Source organism: Methylobacterium adhaesivum, from assembly GCF_022179065.1.
Classification (GTDB): Bacteria; Pseudomonadota; Alphaproteobacteria; order Rhizobiales; family Beijerinckiaceae; genus Methylobacterium; species Methylobacterium adhaesivum.
Map to the genome: position 1 here is coordinate 52,131 of NZ_BPQD01000009.1, position 18,256 is coordinate 70,386.

20 protein-coding genes and 2 pseudogenes are annotated in these 18,256 nt (G+C 68.6%); 18 read left to right on the plus strand and 4 right to left on the minus strand.

Annotated features, from left to right (window positions below):
• The first annotated feature begins 179 nt into the window (after positions 1 to 179).
• From MFF01_RS10540 to MFF01_RS10595, 12 genes and pseudogenes are all read left to right on the plus strand, one after another.
• Entirely contained in the window at positions 180 to 716 is a 537-nt protein-coding gene (locus MFF01_RS10540; RefSeq protein ID WP_238224978.1) for an acyl-CoA dehydrogenase family protein, read from the plus strand.
• Positions 713 to 1,810, plus strand: a pseudogene (locus tag MFF01_RS10545) (LLM class flavin-dependent oxidoreductase). The gene MFF01_RS10540 and the pseudogene MFF01_RS10545 overlap by 4 nt, the downstream one beginning before the upstream one ends.
• Positions 1,810 to 2,757 carry an ABC transporter substrate-binding protein gene (locus MFF01_RS10550; protein WP_238224980.1) on the plus strand — a complete coding sequence of 316 codons (948 nt, stop codon included), beginning with the start codon at positions 1,810 to 1,812 and terminating at the stop codon, positions 2,755 to 2,757. The pseudogene MFF01_RS10545 and the gene MFF01_RS10550 overlap by 1 nt, the downstream one beginning before the upstream one ends.
• Positions 2,758 to 2,776: 19 nt before the next feature.
• Positions 2,777 to 3,331: a cupin domain-containing protein gene (locus MFF01_RS10555; protein ID WP_238224983.1), complete on the plus strand. Its 555-nt coding sequence runs from the start codon at positions 2,777 to 2,779 to the stop codon at positions 3,329 to 3,331.
• An 11-nt stretch (positions 3,332 to 3,342) separates the two neighbouring features.
• Positions 3,343 to 3,681: pseudogene (locus MFF01_RS10560) on the plus strand (LLM class flavin-dependent oxidoreductase); the annotation flags it as partial.
• Between the two features lie 596 nt (positions 3,682 to 4,277).
• A complete protein-coding gene (locus MFF01_RS10565; protein ID WP_238224985.1) occupies positions 4,278 to 4,715 on the plus strand; it encodes a hypothetical protein in 438 nt (145 codons plus the stop codon).
• A gap of 185 nt (positions 4,716 to 4,900) precedes the next feature.
• Positions 4,901 to 6,904, plus strand: a complete 2,004-nt coding sequence (locus MFF01_RS10570; RefSeq protein ID WP_238225039.1) for an acetyl-CoA carboxylase biotin carboxylase subunit — start codon at positions 4,901 to 4,903, stop codon at positions 6,902 to 6,904.
• A gap of 13 nt (positions 6,905 to 6,917) precedes the next feature.
• A complete protein-coding gene (locus MFF01_RS10575) occupies positions 6,918 to 7,349 on the plus strand; it encodes a gamma-glutamylcyclotransferase (RefSeq protein ID WP_238224986.1) in 432 nt (143 codons plus the stop codon).
• A gap of 132 nt (positions 7,350 to 7,481) precedes the next feature.
• On the plus strand, positions 7,482 to 8,327 hold the full coding sequence (locus MFF01_RS10580; RefSeq protein WP_238224988.1) for a formate/nitrite transporter family protein: 846 nt from the start codon (positions 7,482 to 7,484) through the stop codon (positions 8,325 to 8,327).
• 13 nt (positions 8,328 to 8,340) lie between these two features.
• Positions 8,341 to 8,622 carry an acylphosphatase gene (locus MFF01_RS10585; protein ID WP_238224990.1) on the plus strand — a complete coding sequence of 94 codons (282 nt, stop codon included), beginning with the start codon at positions 8,341 to 8,343 and terminating at the stop codon, positions 8,620 to 8,622.
• 172 nt (positions 8,623 to 8,794) lie between these two features.
• Positions 8,795 to 9,517, plus strand: a complete 723-nt coding sequence (locus MFF01_RS10590; protein WP_238224992.1) for a DUF599 domain-containing protein — start codon at positions 8,795 to 8,797, stop codon at positions 9,515 to 9,517.
• A 167-nt stretch (positions 9,518 to 9,684) separates the two neighbouring features.
• On the plus strand, positions 9,685 to 9,963 hold the full coding sequence (locus MFF01_RS10595; protein WP_238225040.1) for a DUF3253 domain-containing protein: 279 nt from the start codon (positions 9,685 to 9,687) through the stop codon (positions 9,961 to 9,963).
• Here the strand turns inward: MFF01_RS10595 and MFF01_RS10600 are convergent.
• Genes MFF01_RS10600 through epmA form a run of 3 tightly spaced genes read right to left on the minus strand, consistent with a single transcriptional unit; the run spans position 9,903 to position 12,919 of the window.
• Positions 9,903 to 10,754 (minus strand): YdcF family protein, encoded by an 852-nt coding sequence (locus tag MFF01_RS10600; RefSeq protein ID WP_238224994.1) that lies wholly within the window; start codon positions 10,752 to 10,754, stop codon positions 9,903 to 9,905. The genes MFF01_RS10595 and MFF01_RS10600 overlap by 61 nt on opposite strands.
• Before the next feature lie 54 nt (positions 10,755 to 10,808).
• Positions 10,809 to 11,873 (minus strand): lysine-2,3-aminomutase-like protein, encoded by a 1,065-nt coding sequence (locus tag MFF01_RS10605; protein WP_238224995.1) that lies wholly within the window; start codon positions 11,871 to 11,873, stop codon positions 10,809 to 10,811.
• Positions 11,870 to 12,919 carry an EF-P lysine aminoacylase EpmA gene (gene epmA / locus MFF01_RS10610; RefSeq protein WP_238224997.1) on the minus strand — a complete coding sequence of 350 codons (1,050 nt, stop codon included), beginning with the start codon at positions 12,917 to 12,919 and terminating at the stop codon, positions 11,870 to 11,872. Before epmA ends, MFF01_RS10605 begins: the two co-directional genes overlap by 4 nt.
• Before the next feature lie 198 nt (positions 12,920 to 13,117).
• Here epmA and efp point away from each other — a divergent pair, with 198 nt between their 5' ends.
• Positions 13,118 to 13,684 carry an elongation factor P gene (gene efp, locus MFF01_RS10615; protein WP_238224999.1) on the plus strand — a complete coding sequence of 189 codons (567 nt, stop codon included), beginning with the start codon at positions 13,118 to 13,120 and terminating at the stop codon, positions 13,682 to 13,684.
• A gap of 5 nt (positions 13,685 to 13,689) precedes the next feature.
• Here the strand turns inward: efp and MFF01_RS10620 are convergent, their stop codons facing one another.
• Positions 13,690 to 14,697, minus strand: a complete 1,008-nt coding sequence (locus MFF01_RS10620) for a heparan-alpha-glucosaminide N-acetyltransferase (RefSeq protein ID WP_238225001.1) — start codon at positions 14,695 to 14,697, stop codon at positions 13,690 to 13,692.
• A 175-nt stretch (positions 14,698 to 14,872) separates the two neighbouring features.
• Between MFF01_RS10620 and MFF01_RS10625 the strand changes: the two genes are divergently transcribed.
• The 5 genes from MFF01_RS10625 (at position 14,873) to MFF01_RS10645 (ending at position 18,255) form a co-directional block, all read left to right on the plus strand.
• A complete protein-coding gene (locus tag MFF01_RS10625) occupies positions 14,873 to 15,490 on the plus strand; it encodes a cold-shock protein (RefSeq protein ID WP_238225002.1) in 618 nt (205 codons plus the stop codon).
• A gap of 53 nt (positions 15,491 to 15,543) precedes the next feature.
• Positions 15,544 to 16,005, plus strand: coding sequence for a DUF192 domain-containing protein (locus tag MFF01_RS10630; RefSeq protein ID WP_238225041.1), 462 nt, complete (start codon positions 15,544 to 15,546; stop codon positions 16,003 to 16,005).
• A 128-nt stretch (positions 16,006 to 16,133) separates the two neighbouring features.
• Complete coding sequence (locus MFF01_RS10635; protein WP_238225004.1) at positions 16,134 to 16,619, plus strand: hypothetical protein; 486 nt, start codon at positions 16,134 to 16,136, stop codon at positions 16,617 to 16,619.
• A 155-nt stretch (positions 16,620 to 16,774) separates the two neighbouring features.
• On the plus strand, positions 16,775 to 17,629 hold the full coding sequence (locus MFF01_RS10640; protein WP_238225043.1) for a dienelactone hydrolase family protein: 855 nt from the start codon (positions 16,775 to 16,777) through the stop codon (positions 17,627 to 17,629).
• A 158-nt stretch (positions 17,630 to 17,787) separates the two neighbouring features.
• On the plus strand, positions 17,788 to 18,255 hold the full coding sequence (locus MFF01_RS10645; protein WP_238225006.1) for a response regulator: 468 nt from the start codon (positions 17,788 to 17,790) through the stop codon (positions 18,253 to 18,255).
• Position 18,256 lies beyond the last annotated feature (1 nt).

An 18,256-nucleotide genomic window follows, 5' to 3' on the forward strand; every position in this document is an offset into this window, starting at 1 on the left:
ACTAATCACGCACCGTCGGCCGTGTGTATTATATTCTTTCTGACAAAGCCCCTTAGATCGTAAAAGATATCCTTTCGTTCCTGGAATCTTTGGAATTCTGCTCCGTTGACGATCCAATGGTCCAGTCCGACCCTGAGGCTCTTGCTCGCGACCTTCGCGGCAGCAGCCCTCGATTTCAGATGACCTTCGCCGTTCCGCCGCCCAACCCTGCCGCGCTCGCCGAGCGTTGCACCGCCCGTGCCGCCGAGCACGATCGCAGCGGCCGGCTCGCGCATGAGAATATCGCGGCCCTGCGCGAGACCGGGCTCGTGGCCCTGACGATGCCGCGCCGGCTCGGTGGCGGCTTGACGCTCGCGCGTGCCACGGCCGTCGTCGTCACGGTCGGTCGGGGCGATCCGGCAACGGGCCTCGTCCACGCGATAACGCTGCTTCAGCACGAGCTGATCCACCGGGACGGAGCGCCCTGGCCGCGTACCGTCCCGGATGCGGTGGGCTGGGACGCGGAGGCGCGGTTCGCCCTCATCAACGCCCTGCGGGTCGAACCGGAATTCGGCACGCCCGCACGTGGCGGGCTGCCCGCCACGTGCGCACGGCGAGACGGCGATGGCTGGCGGGTCATGGGCCGTAAAATCTTCTCCACGGGCGCAGGAGCGCTCAATCCCTGCGGGCCGCGCCGCCCTCGGTCTCCGATCCATCGACTCACGAGCGTGTCATGAGCTTGCTGCCCCCCGAGCCGACCGAATTCATCGGTTTCGTCGCGCCCCGAGAGGTCTCGGAGACGCGCGGGCCGGAGGGGCCGGTCATCGACCGGGACTACCTCAGGCTGCTGGCCCAGGCCCACGAGTGGGGCGGCTTCGACCGCGTCCTCGTCGCCGCTTATTCCACAGCGCCCGATCCCCTGCTGATCGCCGCGCAGGTCGCGGCCGTGACGGAGCGGATCGGCCTTATGATCGCCCACCGCACCGGCTTCGTCGCGCCCACCGTCGCCGCGCGGCAGTTCGCGACCCTCGACCAGATCACGGGCGGGCGCGTCGCGATCCACGCGATCAGCGGCGGCGAAGATCGCGACCTCGCCAAGGATGGAGACCACCTCACCAAGGACGCGCGCTACGCCCGCACCGGCGAGTTCCTCGACATCGTGCGCCTCTCCTGAACCTCGCAGGAACCGTTCGACTACGCCGGCGCCCACTACAGGGTCGAGGGCGGATTCTCTGAGGTGAAGCCGGCCGGGCAGATCCCGGTTTATTTCGGAGGCGCTTCGGCCGCCGCCCTCGCGGTGGCAGGGCGCCATGCCGATACCTATGCCCTCTGGGGCGAGACTCAGGAGCAGGTGCGCGAACTCATCGCGCGCGTGCGCGCCGAGGCCGCGCGCCACGGGCGGGCGCCCCGTTTCAGCCTCTCGGTGCGGCCGATCCTTGCCGAGACCGAGGCGCGGGCCTGGGCACGGGCGGAGGACATCCTCGCGCGGACCCGGGCCCTGCGCGCGGCGAGGGGGCTCGGATCGGCGTCGCCGCCCCAAAACGAGGGCTCGCGGCGATTGCTCGCGGCGGCGGCTTCGGGCCCCCGTCTCGACAAGCGCCTCTACACGGCGATCGCCGCCGAGACCGGCGCCGCGGGCAATTCCACGGCCCTCGTCGGCACACCCGAGCAGGTGGCCGAGGCGCTCCTCGACTACCACGACCTCGGGGTGCGCACCGTCCTGATCCGCGGCTTCGATCCCCTGGAAGACGCGCTGCAGTACGGGCGGACACTGCTGCCCGCCTTCAAGGATCTGCTCGCCCGCCGCCGCACCACCGTGGAGGCCGCCTGATGCGCAGCCTCGTTCTCGCCCTCACGGGGCTTCTGGCGTTCCTTGCCCTCGCGCCGGCCCGCGCCGAAGAGGTGCTGCGCGTCGGGGATCAGCGCGGCAACGCGCGGGCCCTGATGGAGGCCGCCGGCGTCCTCGACGGGCTGCCCTACCGGCTCGAATGGAGCGAGTTTCCAGCCGCTGCGCCGCTGCTGGAGGCGCTCAACGCCGGCGCCATCGATGCGGGCGGGGTGGGCGACGCGCCCTTCACCTTCGCGGCGGCGGCCGGGGTGCCCGTGAAGGCCTTCCTCGCCTTCCGCAACCGGCAGGACGGCCTCGCGATCCTGGTCCGGTCGGACTCGCCGGTCGGCGCCGTGGCGGACCTGAAAGGCAAGCGCATCGCCACCAACCGCGGCTCCATCGGCCATCAGGTCGTGCTCGCCGCCCTGGAGGAGGCGGGGCTGCCGGCCGACAGCGTGCAATTCCGGTTCCTGCCGCCCGCCGACGCCAAGCTCGCCCTCGCCTCCGAGGCGGTCGATGCCTGGGCGACCTGGGAGCCCTACACCTCAACGGCCGAACTCGCCGGCCTCGTCCGCGTGGTACGCGACGGCAACGGCATCACGCCGGGCCTGAGCTACGCGGTGGCGAGCGAGGCGGCGCTCGGGACGAAGCGGGCGCTCCTGACCGATTACGCGGCCCGCCTCGCCCGGGCGCGGGCCTGGGCTCTGACGGATCCGGCGCCCTACGCCAAGGTCTGGTCGAAGCTGATCGGCCTACCGGAAGCCGTGCCCCTGCGCTGGTTCGGGCGGGCGCAATACCGCACCGTTCCCATCGACGATGCGGTGATCGCCGACGAGCAGCGTATCATCGATCTTTACGTCCGCGCCGGGCTGATCCCCCGGGCGCGAGCTCCCCAGGCGGAGGCGATCCTCGATCCCTCGTTTTCTGAAGCGACGGCGGCCGTGCGATGATGCGGCGGGAGAACGCGAGATGCATGATATCGGCGACGGCCACACCCACCCTCACGGGGGCCATGATCATGACCCTTCGCACGATCATGACTCTTCGCACGGATACGACGCGGGGAGCGAACGCTGGAAGCACGATGGCGTGCGGGTGATCCCCGGCGACCGGCTCGATCCGAACACCGCCCAGACGCCCGGCATGTTCCGGCAAGCGGCGGTCAACGCCGCCCGCGTCGGCGCGCAGAGGATCTGGGCCGGCACGGTGGCGATCGAGCCCGACGCCAAGACCGGCGTGCACCATCACGGCGCCCTGGAAAGCGTAATCTACGTCGTCTCCGGCCGTGCCCGAATGCGCTGGGGCGAGCGGCTCGAATACGTGGCGGAAGCGGGACCCGGCGATTTTATCTTCGTGCCCCCTTACGTGCCGCACCAGGAGATCAACGCCTCGACGGACGAGCCGCTGCATTGCGTGCTGGTGCGCTCCGACAACGAGGCGGTGGTGGTCAATCTGCCCGACGTCGCGGCGGCCGAGCGTCCCGAGACCGTCTACTGGGTCGATCCCATCCACAAGCACCCCTGAGAGGGCCATCCATGAGCCGCGACCGACGCCTGCATCTGGTCGCCTTCATGCGCCCGGTCGGCATCCACACGGCGTGGTGGCGCCATTCCGGCGGCTGGCCGGACGCGAACTTCCACTTCGAGCGCCTCGCCACTTTCGCCCTGCGCCGCTCGGCCACCGTCACCTCGTTCGATCCCCTGACGCTCCGGCCAGCGCTCGCCGTACTGACCGAGCGCATCGGCCTGATCGCAACCGCATCGACCACCTGCAACGAGCCCTATCACGTCGTCCGCCGGTTCGCCTCCCTCGCCCACATCTCGAAGGGACGTGCGGGCTGGAACCTCGTGACATCCGGCAATCCGGACGAGGCGTCGCCCGGCCCGTGCAGGGGTGGCCGGTGATCGTACAGGGGCAGGCGTGGCGCTTGAAGAATGAGGCCAAGCTGCTCGCCGCGACAAGCTTATTACGTTCGGCCAGTCGGGCGCGCAACGTGTGTGGAAACCGTTCGGGTTTGGCCGCGGACAACTGCTGGATCGGGTCGACCTGAGCCTCGATAGCGTGCCAGCGCTGATCGCCGCCCGTCGGCTTGGCCCATATGCATCCTTCCCGGACGAAGTCTTCGCGCCACCGCACGACGGTGGAGGGACCAACCTCGAACCGTCTAACGGCCTCCCGGCGCGGGGCTCCTACTTCCTTCGCTATCATGGCGCAGTCACGCAGAACTGCACACCTGAATAGCCGTCCTTCACACCATCGAACGCCGACTGGAGACCGAATCGAGCACCCGCCCCAGCTCGCACAGCCGGCGGGCTTGGACATCTTTCGATAAGTCTCATTCGTGATCCGGCTTTAACCTGAACATCGATTCAGATTTGGCCGTTAACCGCTTGAAGCCTCCCGTCTCGCATAGTCCAACCATAGACACGGACACAGACCGGCGCAGATGAAGCCGGGGAGGCATCAAGACATGATCAACCATTCGCTTCAGGTTTTCTGCAACCGTATTGTCGCCGCCGGCCGTATCACCGTCGAGGACGTGCGGACTCTCTCCCGGCAGGTTCTACCCGACGGCCTGACCAGCCGGGACGAGGCCGACATGCTCATCGCCCTGGACCGGGCCGTGCGGGAGATCGATCCTGCCTTCGGCACGTTCCTGAGCGCCGCCATCGTCGATTTCACCGTCTGGGGCGAACGCCCCACGGGCACCATCGATGCCGGCACGGCCCACTGGCTCGCCGCCTCCCTGCGCAACGGCATCGGTCCGACGCTCCTCGCCGGTCAGATCGCACAGGCCGTGGTGCGCGAGGCCCAGTCCTGCAACGAAGCGCTCATCGCCTTCGCGCTGTTCGCCAACCGGCGCCCCGCCGCCGAGACCGCCCCGGTGTCGTTCCGCAAGGCGGCCTGAACACCCGCGACCGGCTCCGAGCGTCGCCCTGGGCCGGATCGGTCCCGGATCGCGCCGGGACTTGGAAGAAACCCCGTCACACGGGGGCGGTCAGCTTTGCGAAGCCGGAGAACTGCTTTAACGGGAACGAGCTTGGGCGTCCCGTGCGCCTCCGACCTTTCCTGACCGACCAGAGTGCCGGACCGATGTTCGAGAAGATCCTGATCGCGAACCGAGGCGAGATCGCCTGTCGCATCATCAAGACCGCCCGCCGCATGGGCATCAAGACCGTGGCGGTTTACTCGGATGCCGACCGCGACGCCGTCCACGTCGCCATGGCGGACGAGGCCGTGCATATCGGTCCGGCCCCGGCGGCGCAGTCCTACCTGCTCATCGACAAGATCATCGACGCCTGCAAGCAGACGGGCGCCCAGGCCGTGCATCCCGGCTACGGCTTCCTCTCCGAGCGCGAGGCGTTCCCGCGGGCGCTGGAAGCCGCCGGCATCGTGTTTATCGGTCCCAATCCGCATGCCATCGCCGCCATGGGCGACAAGATCGAGTCGAAGAAGGCGGCGTCGGCCGCCAAGGTCTCGACGGTGCCCGGCTTCCTCGGTGTGATCGAGAGCCCCGAGCACGCCGTTACCATCGCGGACGAGATCGGCTATCCGGTGATGATCAAGGCGTCGGCCGGCGGCGGCGGCAAGGGCATGCGCATCGCGTATTCCTCCGACGAGGTCGCCGAGGGCTTCGCCCGCGCCAAGTCCGAGGCCGCCTCGTCCTTCGGCGACGACCGGGTGTTCGTGGAGAAGTTCATCACCGATCCGCGCCACATCGAGATCCAGGTGATCGGCGACAAGCACGGCAACGTGATCTACCTCGGCGAGCGCGAGTGCTCGATCCAGCGCCGCAACCAGAAGGTCATCGAGGAGGCTCCGTCGCCGCTCCTGGACGAGGACACCCGCGCCAAGATGGGCGAGCAGGCCGTCGCCCTGGCGAGGGCCGTGAACTACGATTCCGCCGGCACCGTCGAGTTCGTGGCCGGCCAGGACAAGTCGTTCTACTTCCTCGAGATGAACACCCGCCTGCAGGTCGAGCACCCCGTTACCGAGATGATCACCGGCCTCGACCTCGTCGAGCTCATGATCCGCTCGGCCTACGGTGAGCGGCTGCCGCTGACCCAGGCGGAGGTGAAGCTCGATGGCTGGGCCGTCGAGAGCCGCGTCTATGCCGAGGACCCCACCCGCAACTTCCTGCCCTCCATCGGCCGCCTTACCACCTACCGGCCGCCGGCCGAGGGTAAGTTCGGCGGGGCCATCGTCCGCAACGACACCGGCGTGGAGGAGGGCGGCGAGATCGCGATCCACTACGATCCGATGATCGCCAAGCTCGTCACCTGGGCGCCGACCCGGGCGCAAGCCATCGAATCGCAGGGCGAGGCGCTGGATGCCTTCGCCATCGACGGCATCCGCCACAATATCCCGTTCCTGTCGGCCCTGATGGCGCATCCGCGCTGGCGCTCGGGCAACCTCTCCACGGGCTTCATCGCCGAGGAATTCCCGGAGGGCTTCTCCGCGCCCGAGCCCAAGGGCGAGATCGCGCAGATCATGGCGGCGGCGGCGGCGGCCATCGACCACAAGCTCAACCAGCGCAAGCGCGGCATCTCCGGCCAGATGCGCGACCCGGCCCTGCTCCACTTCGAGCGCGACCGCGTGGTGATCCTGGCGGGCGAAGCCTATCCCGTCACCGTCGATGCGGTGGGCGGAACCCTCGTGGTCACGGCCGCCGACGGCCAGACCTGGCCGGTGCAGAGTGACTGGCGCCCCGGCGAGCCGGTGTGGCAGGGCGAGATCGGCGGTAAGCGCGTGGCGATGCAGGTGCGCGGCCTTCTCAATGGCGTCGCCCTGCAGCATGCCGGCGCGGCGGCGGAGGCCCGCGTCTACACCCGGCGCGAGGCCGAACTCGCCGCCCTGATGCCCGTGAAGGTCGATGCCGGTGCGGGCAAGCAGGTGCTCTGCCCGATGCCGGGCCTCGTCAAGGCGATCCTGGTGAAGGAAGGCCAGGAGGTGAAGAACGGGGAAGCGCTCGCCATCGTCGAGGCGATGAAGATGGAAAACGTGCTCCGCGCCGAGCGGGACGCCACCGTCTCGAAGATCGCGGCGAAGGAGGGCGACAGCCTCGCCGTCGATGCGGTGATCCTCGAATTCGCCTGAGGTCGGGCGGCCCGTGCCGCTCTACTTCGCTTACGGGGCCAACATGGACGCGGCCGCCATGGCGGCGCGCTGTCCGGGCTCGCGCCTGATTGGGCAGGGGCGGCTCAACCGCCACCGCTTCATCGTCATGCGCGAGGGCTACGCCTCGGTGGTGCGCGATCCCCGCGCCACCGTCTGGGGCGTGGTGTGGGATCTCGCCCTGGCCGACGTGCCAGCCCTCGACCGCTACGAGGGCGTTGCGGGCGGCCTCTACAGCAAAGCTTATCAGCCCATCACCCTGCGGGGTGGTGCCAAGCGCGCCCTGATCTACCTCGGTGGCAACAGCGCCCAGGGGACGCCACGGCCCGGCTACCTCGAATCGGTCCTGGCGGCGGCGGACGCCGCGCAGCTTCCCCCGCCCTACATCGCCGAACTACGCGGCTGGCTCCGGGGCCGCGCGGCCTGAACCCGCGCCTCGAAGTCATGCACGGGACGCAGCGCAGCGCCGCGAAACCTCGTTCGGCGCCTTCCACGTCACGAGCTGGCCCTACCCTTGCTCCCCGATCGTCACCAGAACACGATTCGAGAGCTGATCCCCATGGACTACGTGAAACCGGCCGAGATGGCGGCGGCCATGAGCGACTCCGGTGTGCAACGTGCTCAACTCTCGATCACGGATGTGCTCGTACGCGGCATGATGGCGGGGGCGATCCTCGGCATCGCCACGAGTCTCGCCATCACCGGGGCCGTGCAGACCGGGGTCCCGTTCGTCGGCGCCCTCGTGTTCCCCGTCGGCTTCGTGATGATCGTCTGCCTCGGCCTCGAATTGTGCACGGGCAATTTCGGCATCCTCGGCCTGTCGTTCTTCGACGGTCGACTCGGCTTCGCGCCGATGATGCGCAACTTCGCCTGGAGCTTCGTCGGCAATCTCCTCGGCAGCGTGCTCTATGCGCTGCTTCTCGTCATCGCCCTATCGAACGCCTGGCACACTCCGCCGGCCGGAGTCGCCCAGAAGATCGTCGATCTCGCGACGGCCAAGACCGTCGCCTACGAGGCCCTCGGCTCGGCCGGCATGCTCACGGTCTTCGTCAAGGCGATGCTGTGCAACTGGATGGTCTGCCTCGGCGTCACCATGGCGATGATGTCCACCTCGACCTTCGGCAAGATCCTCGGCGCCTGGCTGCCGGTGCTCCTGTTCTTCGCGCAGGGGTTCGAGCACGCCGTGGTGAACATGTTCGTCATTCCCGCCGGCATGATGCTCGGCGCCCACGTGTCGTTCGAGCAGTGGTGGGCCTGGAACCAGATTCCCGTGACGCTGGGCAACTTCGTCGGTGGCGTTCTGTTCATTTCGGTGGCGTGGTATCTCACCTACCGTCCGAAGACGCAGGGCGAACCGAGCCGCGTGTCGGCTTCTCCGGGGGTGAGCGTCGCCCGCCTCCGTTGAAGGACAGTCTGGATTGAGCCGGGACCGTACCGTCGAGGCGATCATCCACGGCCGCGTTCAGGGCGTCGGCTACCGCTTCTGGACCAAGGCGCAAGCCGAACGTCTCGGCCTGTCGGGCCACGTCCGCAACAGGCCCGACGGGACCGTGGCGGCGACCTTCTCGGGGACGCACGAGGCGGTCGCCGCCATGCTGGCCGCCTGCCGGGAGGGGCCGCCGGGCGCGCGGGTCACCGAGGTCACCGAGCGCGAAGCCACGACGCCGGCGGCGGCGGGTTTTCAGATCCTGCGGGACTGAGAGTGCTCATAAATCTCCCGCCGCGCCGCCGCACCCGGAATGAGAAGCGGCGGGGATCGGGCGTTTTGTAAGCACTCCCAAATGCCGGATCGGTGGCGGCTCTGGACAGCCACGCGCCTTCCGCGTTAGCGCCGGGTCGGTCGCGATCGGCCCGGCATCATGGCGCACACGGATGGTCACGGCGGACTTCTCCTTCCTCGATTTCGCCGCCCTGTGCTTCTTCGTGGCGGCCTGGGCCGGCTACGGCATGGCGGTCCAACGGATGCGGGGCCGGCGCACGAGCCTGAGCCAGATCATGAACCGGCAGCGCGAAATCTGGGCTCAGCAGCTCATCCACCGCGACAACCGGGTGGTCGACACCACCATCAACGCCTCCCTGCAAAACGGCACCGCGTTCTTCGCGTCGACCTCCCTCATCGCGCTCGGCGGCGTCCTCACCCTTTCGCGCTCGAGCGACGACGTGCTTACCCTATTCGGCGCGCTCCCGTTCGGAGCCGTCGCCACGCGCACCACCTGGGAGATCAAGGTCGCTGGTCTGGCGGTGGTCTTCATCTACGCGTTCTTCAAGTTCTCCTGGGCCTACCGGCTGTTCAATTATGGGGCGATCCTGCTCGGTGCGGTGCCGCCCAAGGGATCGAGCGCGAGTCTGGCGGAGATGACGGTGGCGGCGCGGCGCGCCTCCGCCATGAACATCGCGGCCGGCTCCCACTTCGCCCGGGGGCAGCGGGCGTTCTTCTTCGCCCTTGCCTATCTCGGCTGGTTCGTCAGCCCGCTCCTGCTGTTCGTCACCACGACGGCGGTGGTCTGCGTGATGTGGCGTCGTCAGTTCAGTTCGAAAATCCGCGCCGCCCTCCTGGCGCAGGACGACGGGACAGGGCAGGGGTTCGAACCATGACGAATCCGAAGAAGCCCCCCCGCAAGACCGCCATTGCCCGAGCCGCCGCCGCCAAGGCGCCGAAGGGCAAGAAGCCCGCCGAGAAGCCAGAGGCGAAGACCCCTGCGCCACCCAAGGCCGCGCCGCCGGCCACGGCGGCGGCCCGGAAGGGTCCGAGCGAGGATCTCATCGCTGAAACCATCCTGCGTCTGCTGGAGGCGCGCGGCCCCGGCAAGACGGTGTGTCCCTCGGAAGTCGCCCGCGACATCGGCGGGTCCCAGCCCGAGGTGTGGAGCCCGATGATGCAGCCCGTACGTCGCATCGCCGTGCGCATGACCAAGGCCGGTCAGATCGCGATCCTACGCAAGGGCAAGCCCGTGGAGGATGTCGACGATTTCCGTGGCATCTACCGGCTGGCGCTGCCCTCCGGTGTCTCCGATGAAGACATGGAGACCGACGACGTCTGAGGCGCCGGCAACCACGTGTCGGTATAGCCTACCAGTCGATAGGCGACGAGGCCGATCCACTCCTTGACCACCAGATCGAGGACCTGGAGCCCCTCCGACGCGAAGCCTTGGACGCGGAACGCATCGCGCCGGCCGGCAGTGCGGTAATCGACGGGGTAAGGGCTCACGGTGAAGCCCGCGGCGCGGAAGCAGCCGACGGCGCGGGGCATGTGCCACGCCGACGTCACGAGGAGCCAGCGCTCGCCCGGCTTCGGCTTGACCAGGTCGGCCGTGAAGGCCGCGTTCTCGTGGGTGTTGCGCGAGCGGTCCTCCAGGATGAGGCGGGTGCGCGGGAGGCCGAGGGTGTCGGCGGTGCGTCCGACGATCTCGGCCTCCGAGACGTGGCCGTCCTTCAGGCTGCCGCTGCCGCCCGTGAAGACGAGGCGGGCCTGCGGGTAGCGGCGGGCGAGGTCGGCCATCGCGATGTGGCGCTCGCCGGCATCGTTCACGACGAGCTGGTCGCGTGCCGCCGACAGGCGCGTCTCGATGGCGCCGCCGAGGACGACGATGCCGGCGACGGGCGTGCCGTCATCCTCGAACCGGGGAAACCGTTCCTCGAGGGGAAGGGCGACCCAGACGGCGAGGGGGGCGAGACCGCCCGCGAAGAGTCCCAAGGCTGCCGCGAGGACCAGCCCACCCCCGGCCCGGCGCCAGCGCCCGAGCACGAGAAGCGCCCCCGCGACGCCCGCGAGGATCATCGCGTTCGACGGCGTGATGACGAAGAAGATCAGCTTCGAGAGCGGGAAGAACATGGTGTCGGAGCGACCTTCGCAGAGATGCGCCAGCTTTTGAGGGGCGCGCCGGAATCACTCCGGCTCGGGAGGATGCAGGGGTGTCGGCGGATAGGCGTGCCGACGCCCCTGCGGATCCTCGACCCGCCAACCGTCCGCCGTTGCGTGGAGATAGTCCGGCCCCACCGGCACCTTGCCGTGGCCGCCGGGAATATCGAGGACGTAGAGGGGCTGGGCGAGCCCCGAGAGACGCCCCCGCAGGTGCCCCATCAGGGCGCGTCCCTCGGAGAGATCCGTGCGCAGGTGGGCGGTGCCGGGCGCGAGATCGCCATGATGGAGGTAGTACGGCTTGATCCGATGCTCGACGAAGGTCCGCATCAGGAGGCCGAGGGTCTCGGCCTCGTCGTTGATTCCGGCGAGGAGAACCGTCTGGCTCACCATGGGAATGCCGGCATCGACCAGGAGCGCGATGGCGCGGGCCGCCGCCGGGGTGAATTCGCGCGGGTGATTGGCGTGAAGCGCCACGAAGACGGCGCCCTCGAACGCCTTCAGGGCGGCGACGAGATCGTCGGTGACGGCAGCGGGGTCGACCACGGGCACGCGGGTGTGGAAGCGCAGCACCCGCACATGGGGAATCGCCTTCAGGGCGGAGGCGATCCGGGCCAGGCGCCGGGGCGACAGGGCGAACGGATCGCCGCCCGTCACCACGACCTCCCAGATCTCGGGCCGGGCCGCGATATACGCGAACGCGGCGTCGAGTTCGGCCTCGTCCAGGGTTCCGAGTCCCTCGGGGCCGACCCGCTCGCGGCGGAAGCAGAACCGGCAATAGACCGGACAGATGTGGAGCGGCTTGAGGAGCACCCGGTCCGGATAGCGGTGGACGAGGCCGGGCAGGGGGCTGTGGGCGTCGTCGCCGATGGGGTCGGCGTTCTCCTCCGGCGCCATCGCGAGTTCCTCCGCCTGGGGCACGAACTGCCGGGCGATGGGATCGTGCGGATCCGCGACGTCGATGAGATCCACGAGGTCTTGCGTCACCGAGACGGCGTAGCGGGCGGCGACGGCCTCGAGGGCGGGGAGGGCCGCCGCCCCGACGAGACCGGCGCGGGCGAGGTCGGCGGGGCTCTTCAGGGGGCGGTTCAAGGTCGCCCCCCGGTTACGGGCGTCCAGAGGACGTCCTCGATGTGGCGCGCCCCGACGCAGAGCATCACGAGGCGGTCGAGGCCGAGGGCGATGCCGCTGGCTTCCGGCATGACAGCCAGCGCGTCGAGGAACGCCTCGTCGATGGGGTAGCGCTCGCCGTAGACCCGTTCCTTCTCGTCCATCTCGAGGACGAAGCGGCGGCGCTGCTCGGTCGGGTCGGTGAGTTCGCCGAAGGCGTTGGCGAGTTCGACCCCGCAGGCATAGAGCTCGAACCGCTCGGACACGCGCGGATCGCGTGCCGTCGGACGGGCGAGGGCGGCCTCGCTCACGGGATATTCGCACAGGATGGTGGGGCGCCCGGTACCGAGACCGGGTTCGATGCGGGCCACGAGGACGCGACTGAACAGGTCGGCCCAGGTGTCGTCGCCGGCGACCCGCAGACCGGCCTTCGTGACGGCGGCTGCCAGCCCATCCCGGTCCGTGGTCCCGTCCGGCGCCACGGTGGCGAGGAGATCGATGCCGACACGGTCGAACCCCTCGGCCAGGGTCAGGCGTTCGAACTGGGCGAACGGATCGGATTCGTGGCCGCGATACGTGAGGCTGCGCGTGCCCGCCATCTCGGCGGCGAGCGCCAGGATCTCGGCGCAGTCGCGCATGAGCCGGTCATAATCCTCACCCGCCCGGTACCATTCGAGCAGAGTGAATTCGGGGTGGTGCAGGGGGCCGCGCTCGCGGTTGCGGAACACCCGCGCAAAACTCACGATTCGGCGCTCGCCCGCCGCCAGCAGGGTCTTGCAGGCGAATTCAGGCGACGTGTGGAGATAGAGCGGACGCGCCGCCCCGTCGGAGCCGAGGATCTGCGTCGCGAAGGCCGAGAGATGCGCCTCGTTGCCGGGCGAAACCTGGAGGCAGGCGGCCTCGACTTCGACGAACCCCCCGGCCGCGAAGTGCGCGCGCAGGGCGGCTGTGATGCGGTTGCGCGCCATCAAGACCGGCCGCCGGTCGGCGTGGCGGTCCGGATGCCACCAGGGGGAGGGATCGATCATCGGGCGGGGCATATCACGGGGCGCCCGAGGCCTCCACGCCCCGTGAGGCTCTCAAAGGCCGCGAGGTCCTCAAAAGCCCTGCGGCTGGCAACGGGGCCGCGGATAGGGTAGTGGCGAGCCCACGATGTCGTCCCCGCGGCTCCGAACCGCGCCGGGGCGACCGACCCGTTTCTCGAGACACGAACAGGACCTGACCCCGTGAAGGTGATCGCCTCTACGCTCCGCAAGGGCAACGTCGTCGACAAGGATGGCAAGCTCTACGTCATCCTGACGGTCGAGAACATCCATCCGGGCAAGGGCACCCCGGTGACGCAGCTCGACATGCGCCGCATCACCGACGGCGTGAAGGTGTCCGAGCGCTACCGCACCACCGAGTCAGTGGAGCGCGCCTTCGTCGAGGATCGCGAGCACACCTTCCTGTATGAGGACAGCGAAGGGTTTCACTTCATGAACCCCGAGACCTACGAGCAGGTGCTGGTGCCCAAGGACGTGGTCGGTAGTGCCGCGCCCTACCTGCAGGAGGGCATGGCCGTGATGGTCTCGATCCACAACGACGTCGCGCTCACCATCGAGCTGCCGCAGCGGGTGATCCTCGAGATCACCGAGACGGAGCCCGCCATGAAGGGCCAGACCGCCTCTTCGTCCTACAAGCCGGCTATCCTGTCGAACGGTGTGCGCACCGCCGTTCCGCCGCATATCGCGGTCGGCACCCGTGTCGTGATCATGACGGAAGACGGTTCTTACGTGGAACGCGCCAAGGACTGAAGCTCCTACGGTGGCGGCGCGGTCCCTTCGGCGGCCTCGTAGCAGGCCTGCGACAGGGCCTGTGCGTGGGCCCGCTCCGCCACCGTGAACGCTCGCTGCGACTGTGCCCAGAGGCCGTCGCGGCGGAATCCCACGACGACGCAGCGTGCCGCCACGCGGCAGGCCCCGGCTTCGCCCCCCGTCGCGACGCAGTTGCGGGCGTAGAGCGTCCGGAATTCCGCCTCCCCGGCACGGGGATGCGGCCCCGTGAGGGCGGCGAGCCCCGAGAACACGGCCAGCAGCACCGGCTGATGCACGAGGTAAACGGCGAGGCTGTGCCGACCGGCCCAGGCGATGCCCCGCCCCGGCCGCGTTTCGGCCCGCCATCGGCCGAGGCGCGACGGGACGAGACGCGGCAGACCGAGGCGGCCGACGACGATTCCCGCCAGGATGAGACCGAACCACGGGAAAAGCGGCACATAGTCGTTCGTCTGCGGCAGGGTTTTGCCGAGTCCGAGGAAGTACAGGACCGGCGCGTCGAGGACGCCCCCCCCGGTGAACACCGGGGCCGCGACCACGGCGGCCGCGCAGGCGGCGGTGACCGCGACGGGAACGAACAGGAACGGCAGACCCAGCACGCTGCCGAACGCGATGCAGTGCAGGATGCCGAAGAACACGTAGCTTTCCGGGAAGATCAGATAGGTCGCCACCGTCACGGCGAGAGCCGCACCGCCGATCCGCGCGAACCGCGTCGAGGCAGCCCGGCGCCGGATTCCGGCCCCGTGGGCGAGCACCAGCCCGACGCCGACGAGGACGAGAAAGCTCCCGGCGATCAGATGGGCCGCACCCCGGCCGACCGGCGAGAGCGCATAGTTCTCGGGCGTCAGGCGAACAAAGCCGAGATCCCAGGTTGCATGATAAAGCGCCATCGCCGCGAGGGCCACGCCGCGTGCGACGTCGAGGGCATCGATCCGGCCGTGCTGGCGTGCCGGGATCGTGGCGGTTGCTGCGAGATCGGGGGAGGAGAACGCCATGCGCCGGCCTAACATCGATCCGACGCCCTCGCGATCCCCTGTGGCCCCCGCACCCGCGCACCGAACAATGCAACATGGATCGACACGGGAGGGTAGCAAATGGGCTTCCGCGAGGTGAGCACTTCGTTAAGCTAACTTTTGAGTTGCGCAGCGTGATTCGGAGTGGATTGCCTTCATGTCGGACGAATTCGGGCCAAGCTCCGTCGGGGGGCGTTCGACTGGAGAGCCCTGGGACACCCGCACGGGCGAAGATCTGGGCGGTGAGCCCCAGCGTCCCCTCGACCTCATCGAAGTCGCCGGCCGTATCAAATGGTTCGATGTCGCCAAGGGCTTCGGCTTCATCGTGCCCGACGACGGCTCGGCGGACGTGCTGCTCCACATCACCTGCCTGCGCCGCGACGGCCACCAATCCGCGAGCGAGGGCGCGCGCATCGTCGTCGAAGCGACCCAGCGGCCACGCGGCTGGCAAGCGTTCCGGGTTATCTCCCTCGACCAATCCACCGCCCTTCACCCCTCGGAACTGCCGATGCCGAGGACGCATGTGAGCGTCACGCCGACGAGCGGGCTCGAGACGGCCGTGGTGAAGTGGTTCAACCGCCTGCGCGGTTTCGGATTCCTCAGCCGGGGTGATGGCACGCCCGACATCTTCGTCCATATGGAGACGCTTCGCCGCTACGGCATCGCCGAACTCAAGCCCGGTGAAACCGTCCTCGTCCGATACGGCGACGGCTCCAAGGGCACGATGGCGGCGGAAGTGCGTTTTCCCGACGGCACGCTGCCCGCCTCGCACTGAGTCCGGCTTCCGCGAGGAAGCTCTCCCAAGCCATGAGTTCTGCGTTGCACACCATGACCGCCGTCCTGCGCGCGCTCTGCGCCCTCCTGTTCCTCGGCCTTCCCGTCGCTTCGGCACAGGACGCGGCTTCGGGCCCGACCGAGCCCCTGACCATCGCGTCACGGGCCGGACGCCACACCTTCGCCGTCGAGGTGATGCGCACGGATGCCGAACGTTCGCGCGGCTTGATGTATCGGCGCACCATGGCGCCCGATCACGGCATGCTGTTCGATTTCCAGGCCGTCGCTCCCGTGGCCATGTGGATGAAGAACACCTACCTCCCCCTCGATATGGTGTTCATCCGGGCCGACGGAACCATCGCCCGGGTCGCCACGGGAACCGAGCCACTGTCCACAAAGGTGATTCCGTCGGGCGAAGCCGTCCTGTCCGTGCTGGAACTCAATGCCGGGACCACGGCGCGTCTCGGCATCCATGCCGGAGACCGGGTCGAGCACGACCTGTTCCGGAAACCGTGACGCGCTTCCGCGAACGCAACAAGAACATCGCTTGACGTCCAATTCGGTTCGGATCAATGTTCCCTCAATGTTCTAAACGACGTGCGATTCGCCATTGCGTGATTCGCCCGACGCCGACGAGGGGCATCATGATCGACCTGTATCCGGACGAGACCTGCACCACGGCCGCTTCGCTGTTCCAGAACGCCGAGTGGAACGTCGTTCCCGAGGGCCTCGAGCACCGGACGAGTGGGTATTTCATCGCTCGCGACGTCATCGCAATGCGCCGGGGCGACCTGTGGGAATGGCCCCTGCATCTGGCCGAGAAGACCTGGTGCCGGGCGCTGCCGTTCCGCGAGGCGTTCTTCGCCGCCCTGAACGTCTTCGGCGTCGCCCGCGATGCCGGTCTGGCTTCGTCGTTCGCCACCGGTTTCGGTCTCAAGGTGGGATCGGGGACCACGAAGGCGGCGGACGACTTCGTGATGCTGCGCGATGTCCTCCGTCCCAAGACGCCGAAGTCCGGCGCGACGCGTAAGCGGAATCCCGCGCTCGAGGGACGTGGCACGGGCCGTCGGAGCGGAATGCCGGCGCAACAGCGCACCATGGAAGCCGCCCCCCAACACGCCACTCTTTGAAACGACATCCGCTCGGGAGGGTCGTGGGATCGAGAGGTCCGACACCGCCCGAGCGACGGCGTTCTCACGACGGAATTTGCCCTTCGGCCGCCCGGCCCTAGATCGGCAAGGCACCGGAGAGCGCCATGAAACAGCACAGTGACGATGTCGACGCGATGGACGGCCTCGATGGACTGACGACGTCGCCGTTCTCGCGGCGGGGCTTCGTCATGACGAGCCTGATGACCGGGCTGACCCTCGCGACGACGTCGGTGGCGGCGCAGGCGATCCATACGGACGCTGCCGGCTTGGTGGCCGGCGAGGTCAGCATTCCTGCGGGCGACGGCCCGATGCCGGGATACCGCGCCATGCCGGAGGGGCCGGGGCCGTTCCCGGTGATCCTGGTCATCGAGGAAATCTTCGGCGTCCACGACTACATCAAGGACGTGTGCCGGCGGTTGGCAAAGGCCGGGTACTGCGCCGTAGCGCCCGAGCTCTACGCGCGCCAGGGCGACCTCTCGACCATGACGGACGCCAAGGTCATCATCCGCGACGTCATCGCGAAGACGCCCGATGCGCAGTGGATCGCCGATCTCGACGCCGCCGCAGCCTGGGCGGTCTCGGCCTCGAACGGGGACGAAACCCGCCTTGCGACCATCGGCTGGTGCCGGGGCGGGCGGGGCGTCTGGCTCTACGCCGCCCATCGACGCGACCTCAAGGCCGGCGTCGCGTGGTACGGCCCCGTCGGCGGCGAGCGTACCGCCATCCAGCCGCGCACGGCCGACGACGTCGCCGGCGAGATCCATGCCCCGATCCTGGCCCTCTACGGCGGTGCCGATACCGGTATCCCCGTGGCGTCCGTGGAGGCGGCGCGCGACAAGGCTGTGGCCGCCGGCAAATCCGTCGAGCTCGTGGTCTATCCCGATGCCCCTCACGGCTTCCATGCCGATTACCGCCCGAGCTACCGTCGCGAGGCGGCCGAAGAGGGTTGGACACGGGCGCTCGCGTTTCTCAAGGCGAAGGGGCTGTGAATCGAAGATCTGAGTGGCCGAGTGCGGCACACTTGCTGCATTGATCAAAAAAGCACTCTCATGGGTGCCCGCAGGAACGACACATTCCCCGGATAGTTCATCGATCTGGCAATACAAGGATCGGCCCGCCGTCCTGGCTTGAAGAGCGTTCCGAACCCATGAGTGCTGCACCTTCGTTGGACGCGCGCCCCGTCATCCTCGTCGTCGAGGACGAGCCCGACGAGCGCTATCTCGCGGCCGAGATGCTGGAGGAAACCGGTTTTCGCGTCCTCGAGGCCGAGACCGCCGAACGGGCCCTCGCGATCCTCAAGGACCGGGGCGAAGAAGTCAGCGTGGTTTTCTCGGACGTGCGCACGCCGGGCCCCATCGGCGGGTTCGAGCTCGCCCGAATCATCGGCGTCACTTGGCCGAGGGTGCGCGTCCTGCTCACATCCGGCGATGCAGGAGATCAACCGAGCGACCTGCGGATGTCGGCGACCTTCATCCCCAAACCCTGGCGCGCCGCCGACATTCTGGCTTGGGTTCAGGAAGCGGCCGGTCGCTCGGCGCAGGCCCATGCCGGACCCGACGTGATCGGCGTGGGCGTACCGGCTACCAAAATTATCGTCGGCGAAGTGGAAACATAAG

Coding starts and splice junctions, on each gene's coding strand:
- MFF01_RS10540 (WP_238224978.1), top strand. CDS start 180: ATGACCTTCGCCGTTCCGCCGCCCAACCCTGCCGCGCTCGCCGAGCGT.
- MFF01_RS10550 (WP_238224980.1), top strand. CDS start 1,810: ATGCGCAGCCTCGTTCTCGCCCTCACGGGGCTTCTGGCGTTCCTTGCC.
- MFF01_RS10555 (WP_238224983.1), top strand. CDS start 2,777: ATGCATGATATCGGCGACGGCCACACCCACCCTCACGGGGGCCATGAT.
- MFF01_RS10565 (WP_238224985.1), top strand. CDS start 4,278: ATGATCAACCATTCGCTTCAGGTTTTCTGCAACCGTATTGTCGCCGCC.
- MFF01_RS10570 (WP_238225039.1), top strand. CDS start 4,901: ATGTTCGAGAAGATCCTGATCGCGAACCGAGGCGAGATCGCCTGTCGC.
- MFF01_RS10580 (WP_238224988.1), top strand. CDS start 7,482: ATGGACTACGTGAAACCGGCCGAGATGGCGGCGGCCATGAGCGACTCC.
- MFF01_RS10590 (WP_238224992.1), top strand. CDS start 8,795: ATGGTCACGGCGGACTTCTCCTTCCTCGATTTCGCCGCCCTGTGCTTC.
- MFF01_RS10600 (WP_238224994.1), bottom strand. CDS start 10,754: ATGTTCTTCCCGCTCTCGAAGCTGATCTTCTTCGTCATCACGCCGTCG.
- epmA (WP_238224997.1), bottom strand. CDS start 12,919: ATGATCGATCCCTCCCCCTGGTGGCATCCGGACCGCCACGCCGACCGG.
- MFF01_RS10620 (WP_238225001.1), bottom strand. CDS start 14,697: ATGGCGTTCTCCTCCCCCGATCTCGCAGCAACCGCCACGATCCCGGCA.
- MFF01_RS10625 (WP_238225002.1), top strand. CDS start 14,873: ATGTCGGACGAATTCGGGCCAAGCTCCGTCGGGGGGCGTTCGACTGGA.
- MFF01_RS10630 (WP_238225041.1), top strand. CDS start 15,544: ATGACCGCCGTCCTGCGCGCGCTCTGCGCCCTCCTGTTCCTCGGCCTT.
- MFF01_RS10635 (WP_238225004.1), top strand. CDS start 16,134: ATGATCGACCTGTATCCGGACGAGACCTGCACCACGGCCGCTTCGCTG.
- MFF01_RS10640 (WP_238225043.1), top strand. CDS start 16,775: ATGGACGGCCTCGATGGACTGACGACGTCGCCGTTCTCGCGGCGGGGC.
- MFF01_RS10645 (WP_238225006.1), top strand. CDS start 17,788: ATGAGTGCTGCACCTTCGTTGGACGCGCGCCCCGTCATCCTCGTCGTC.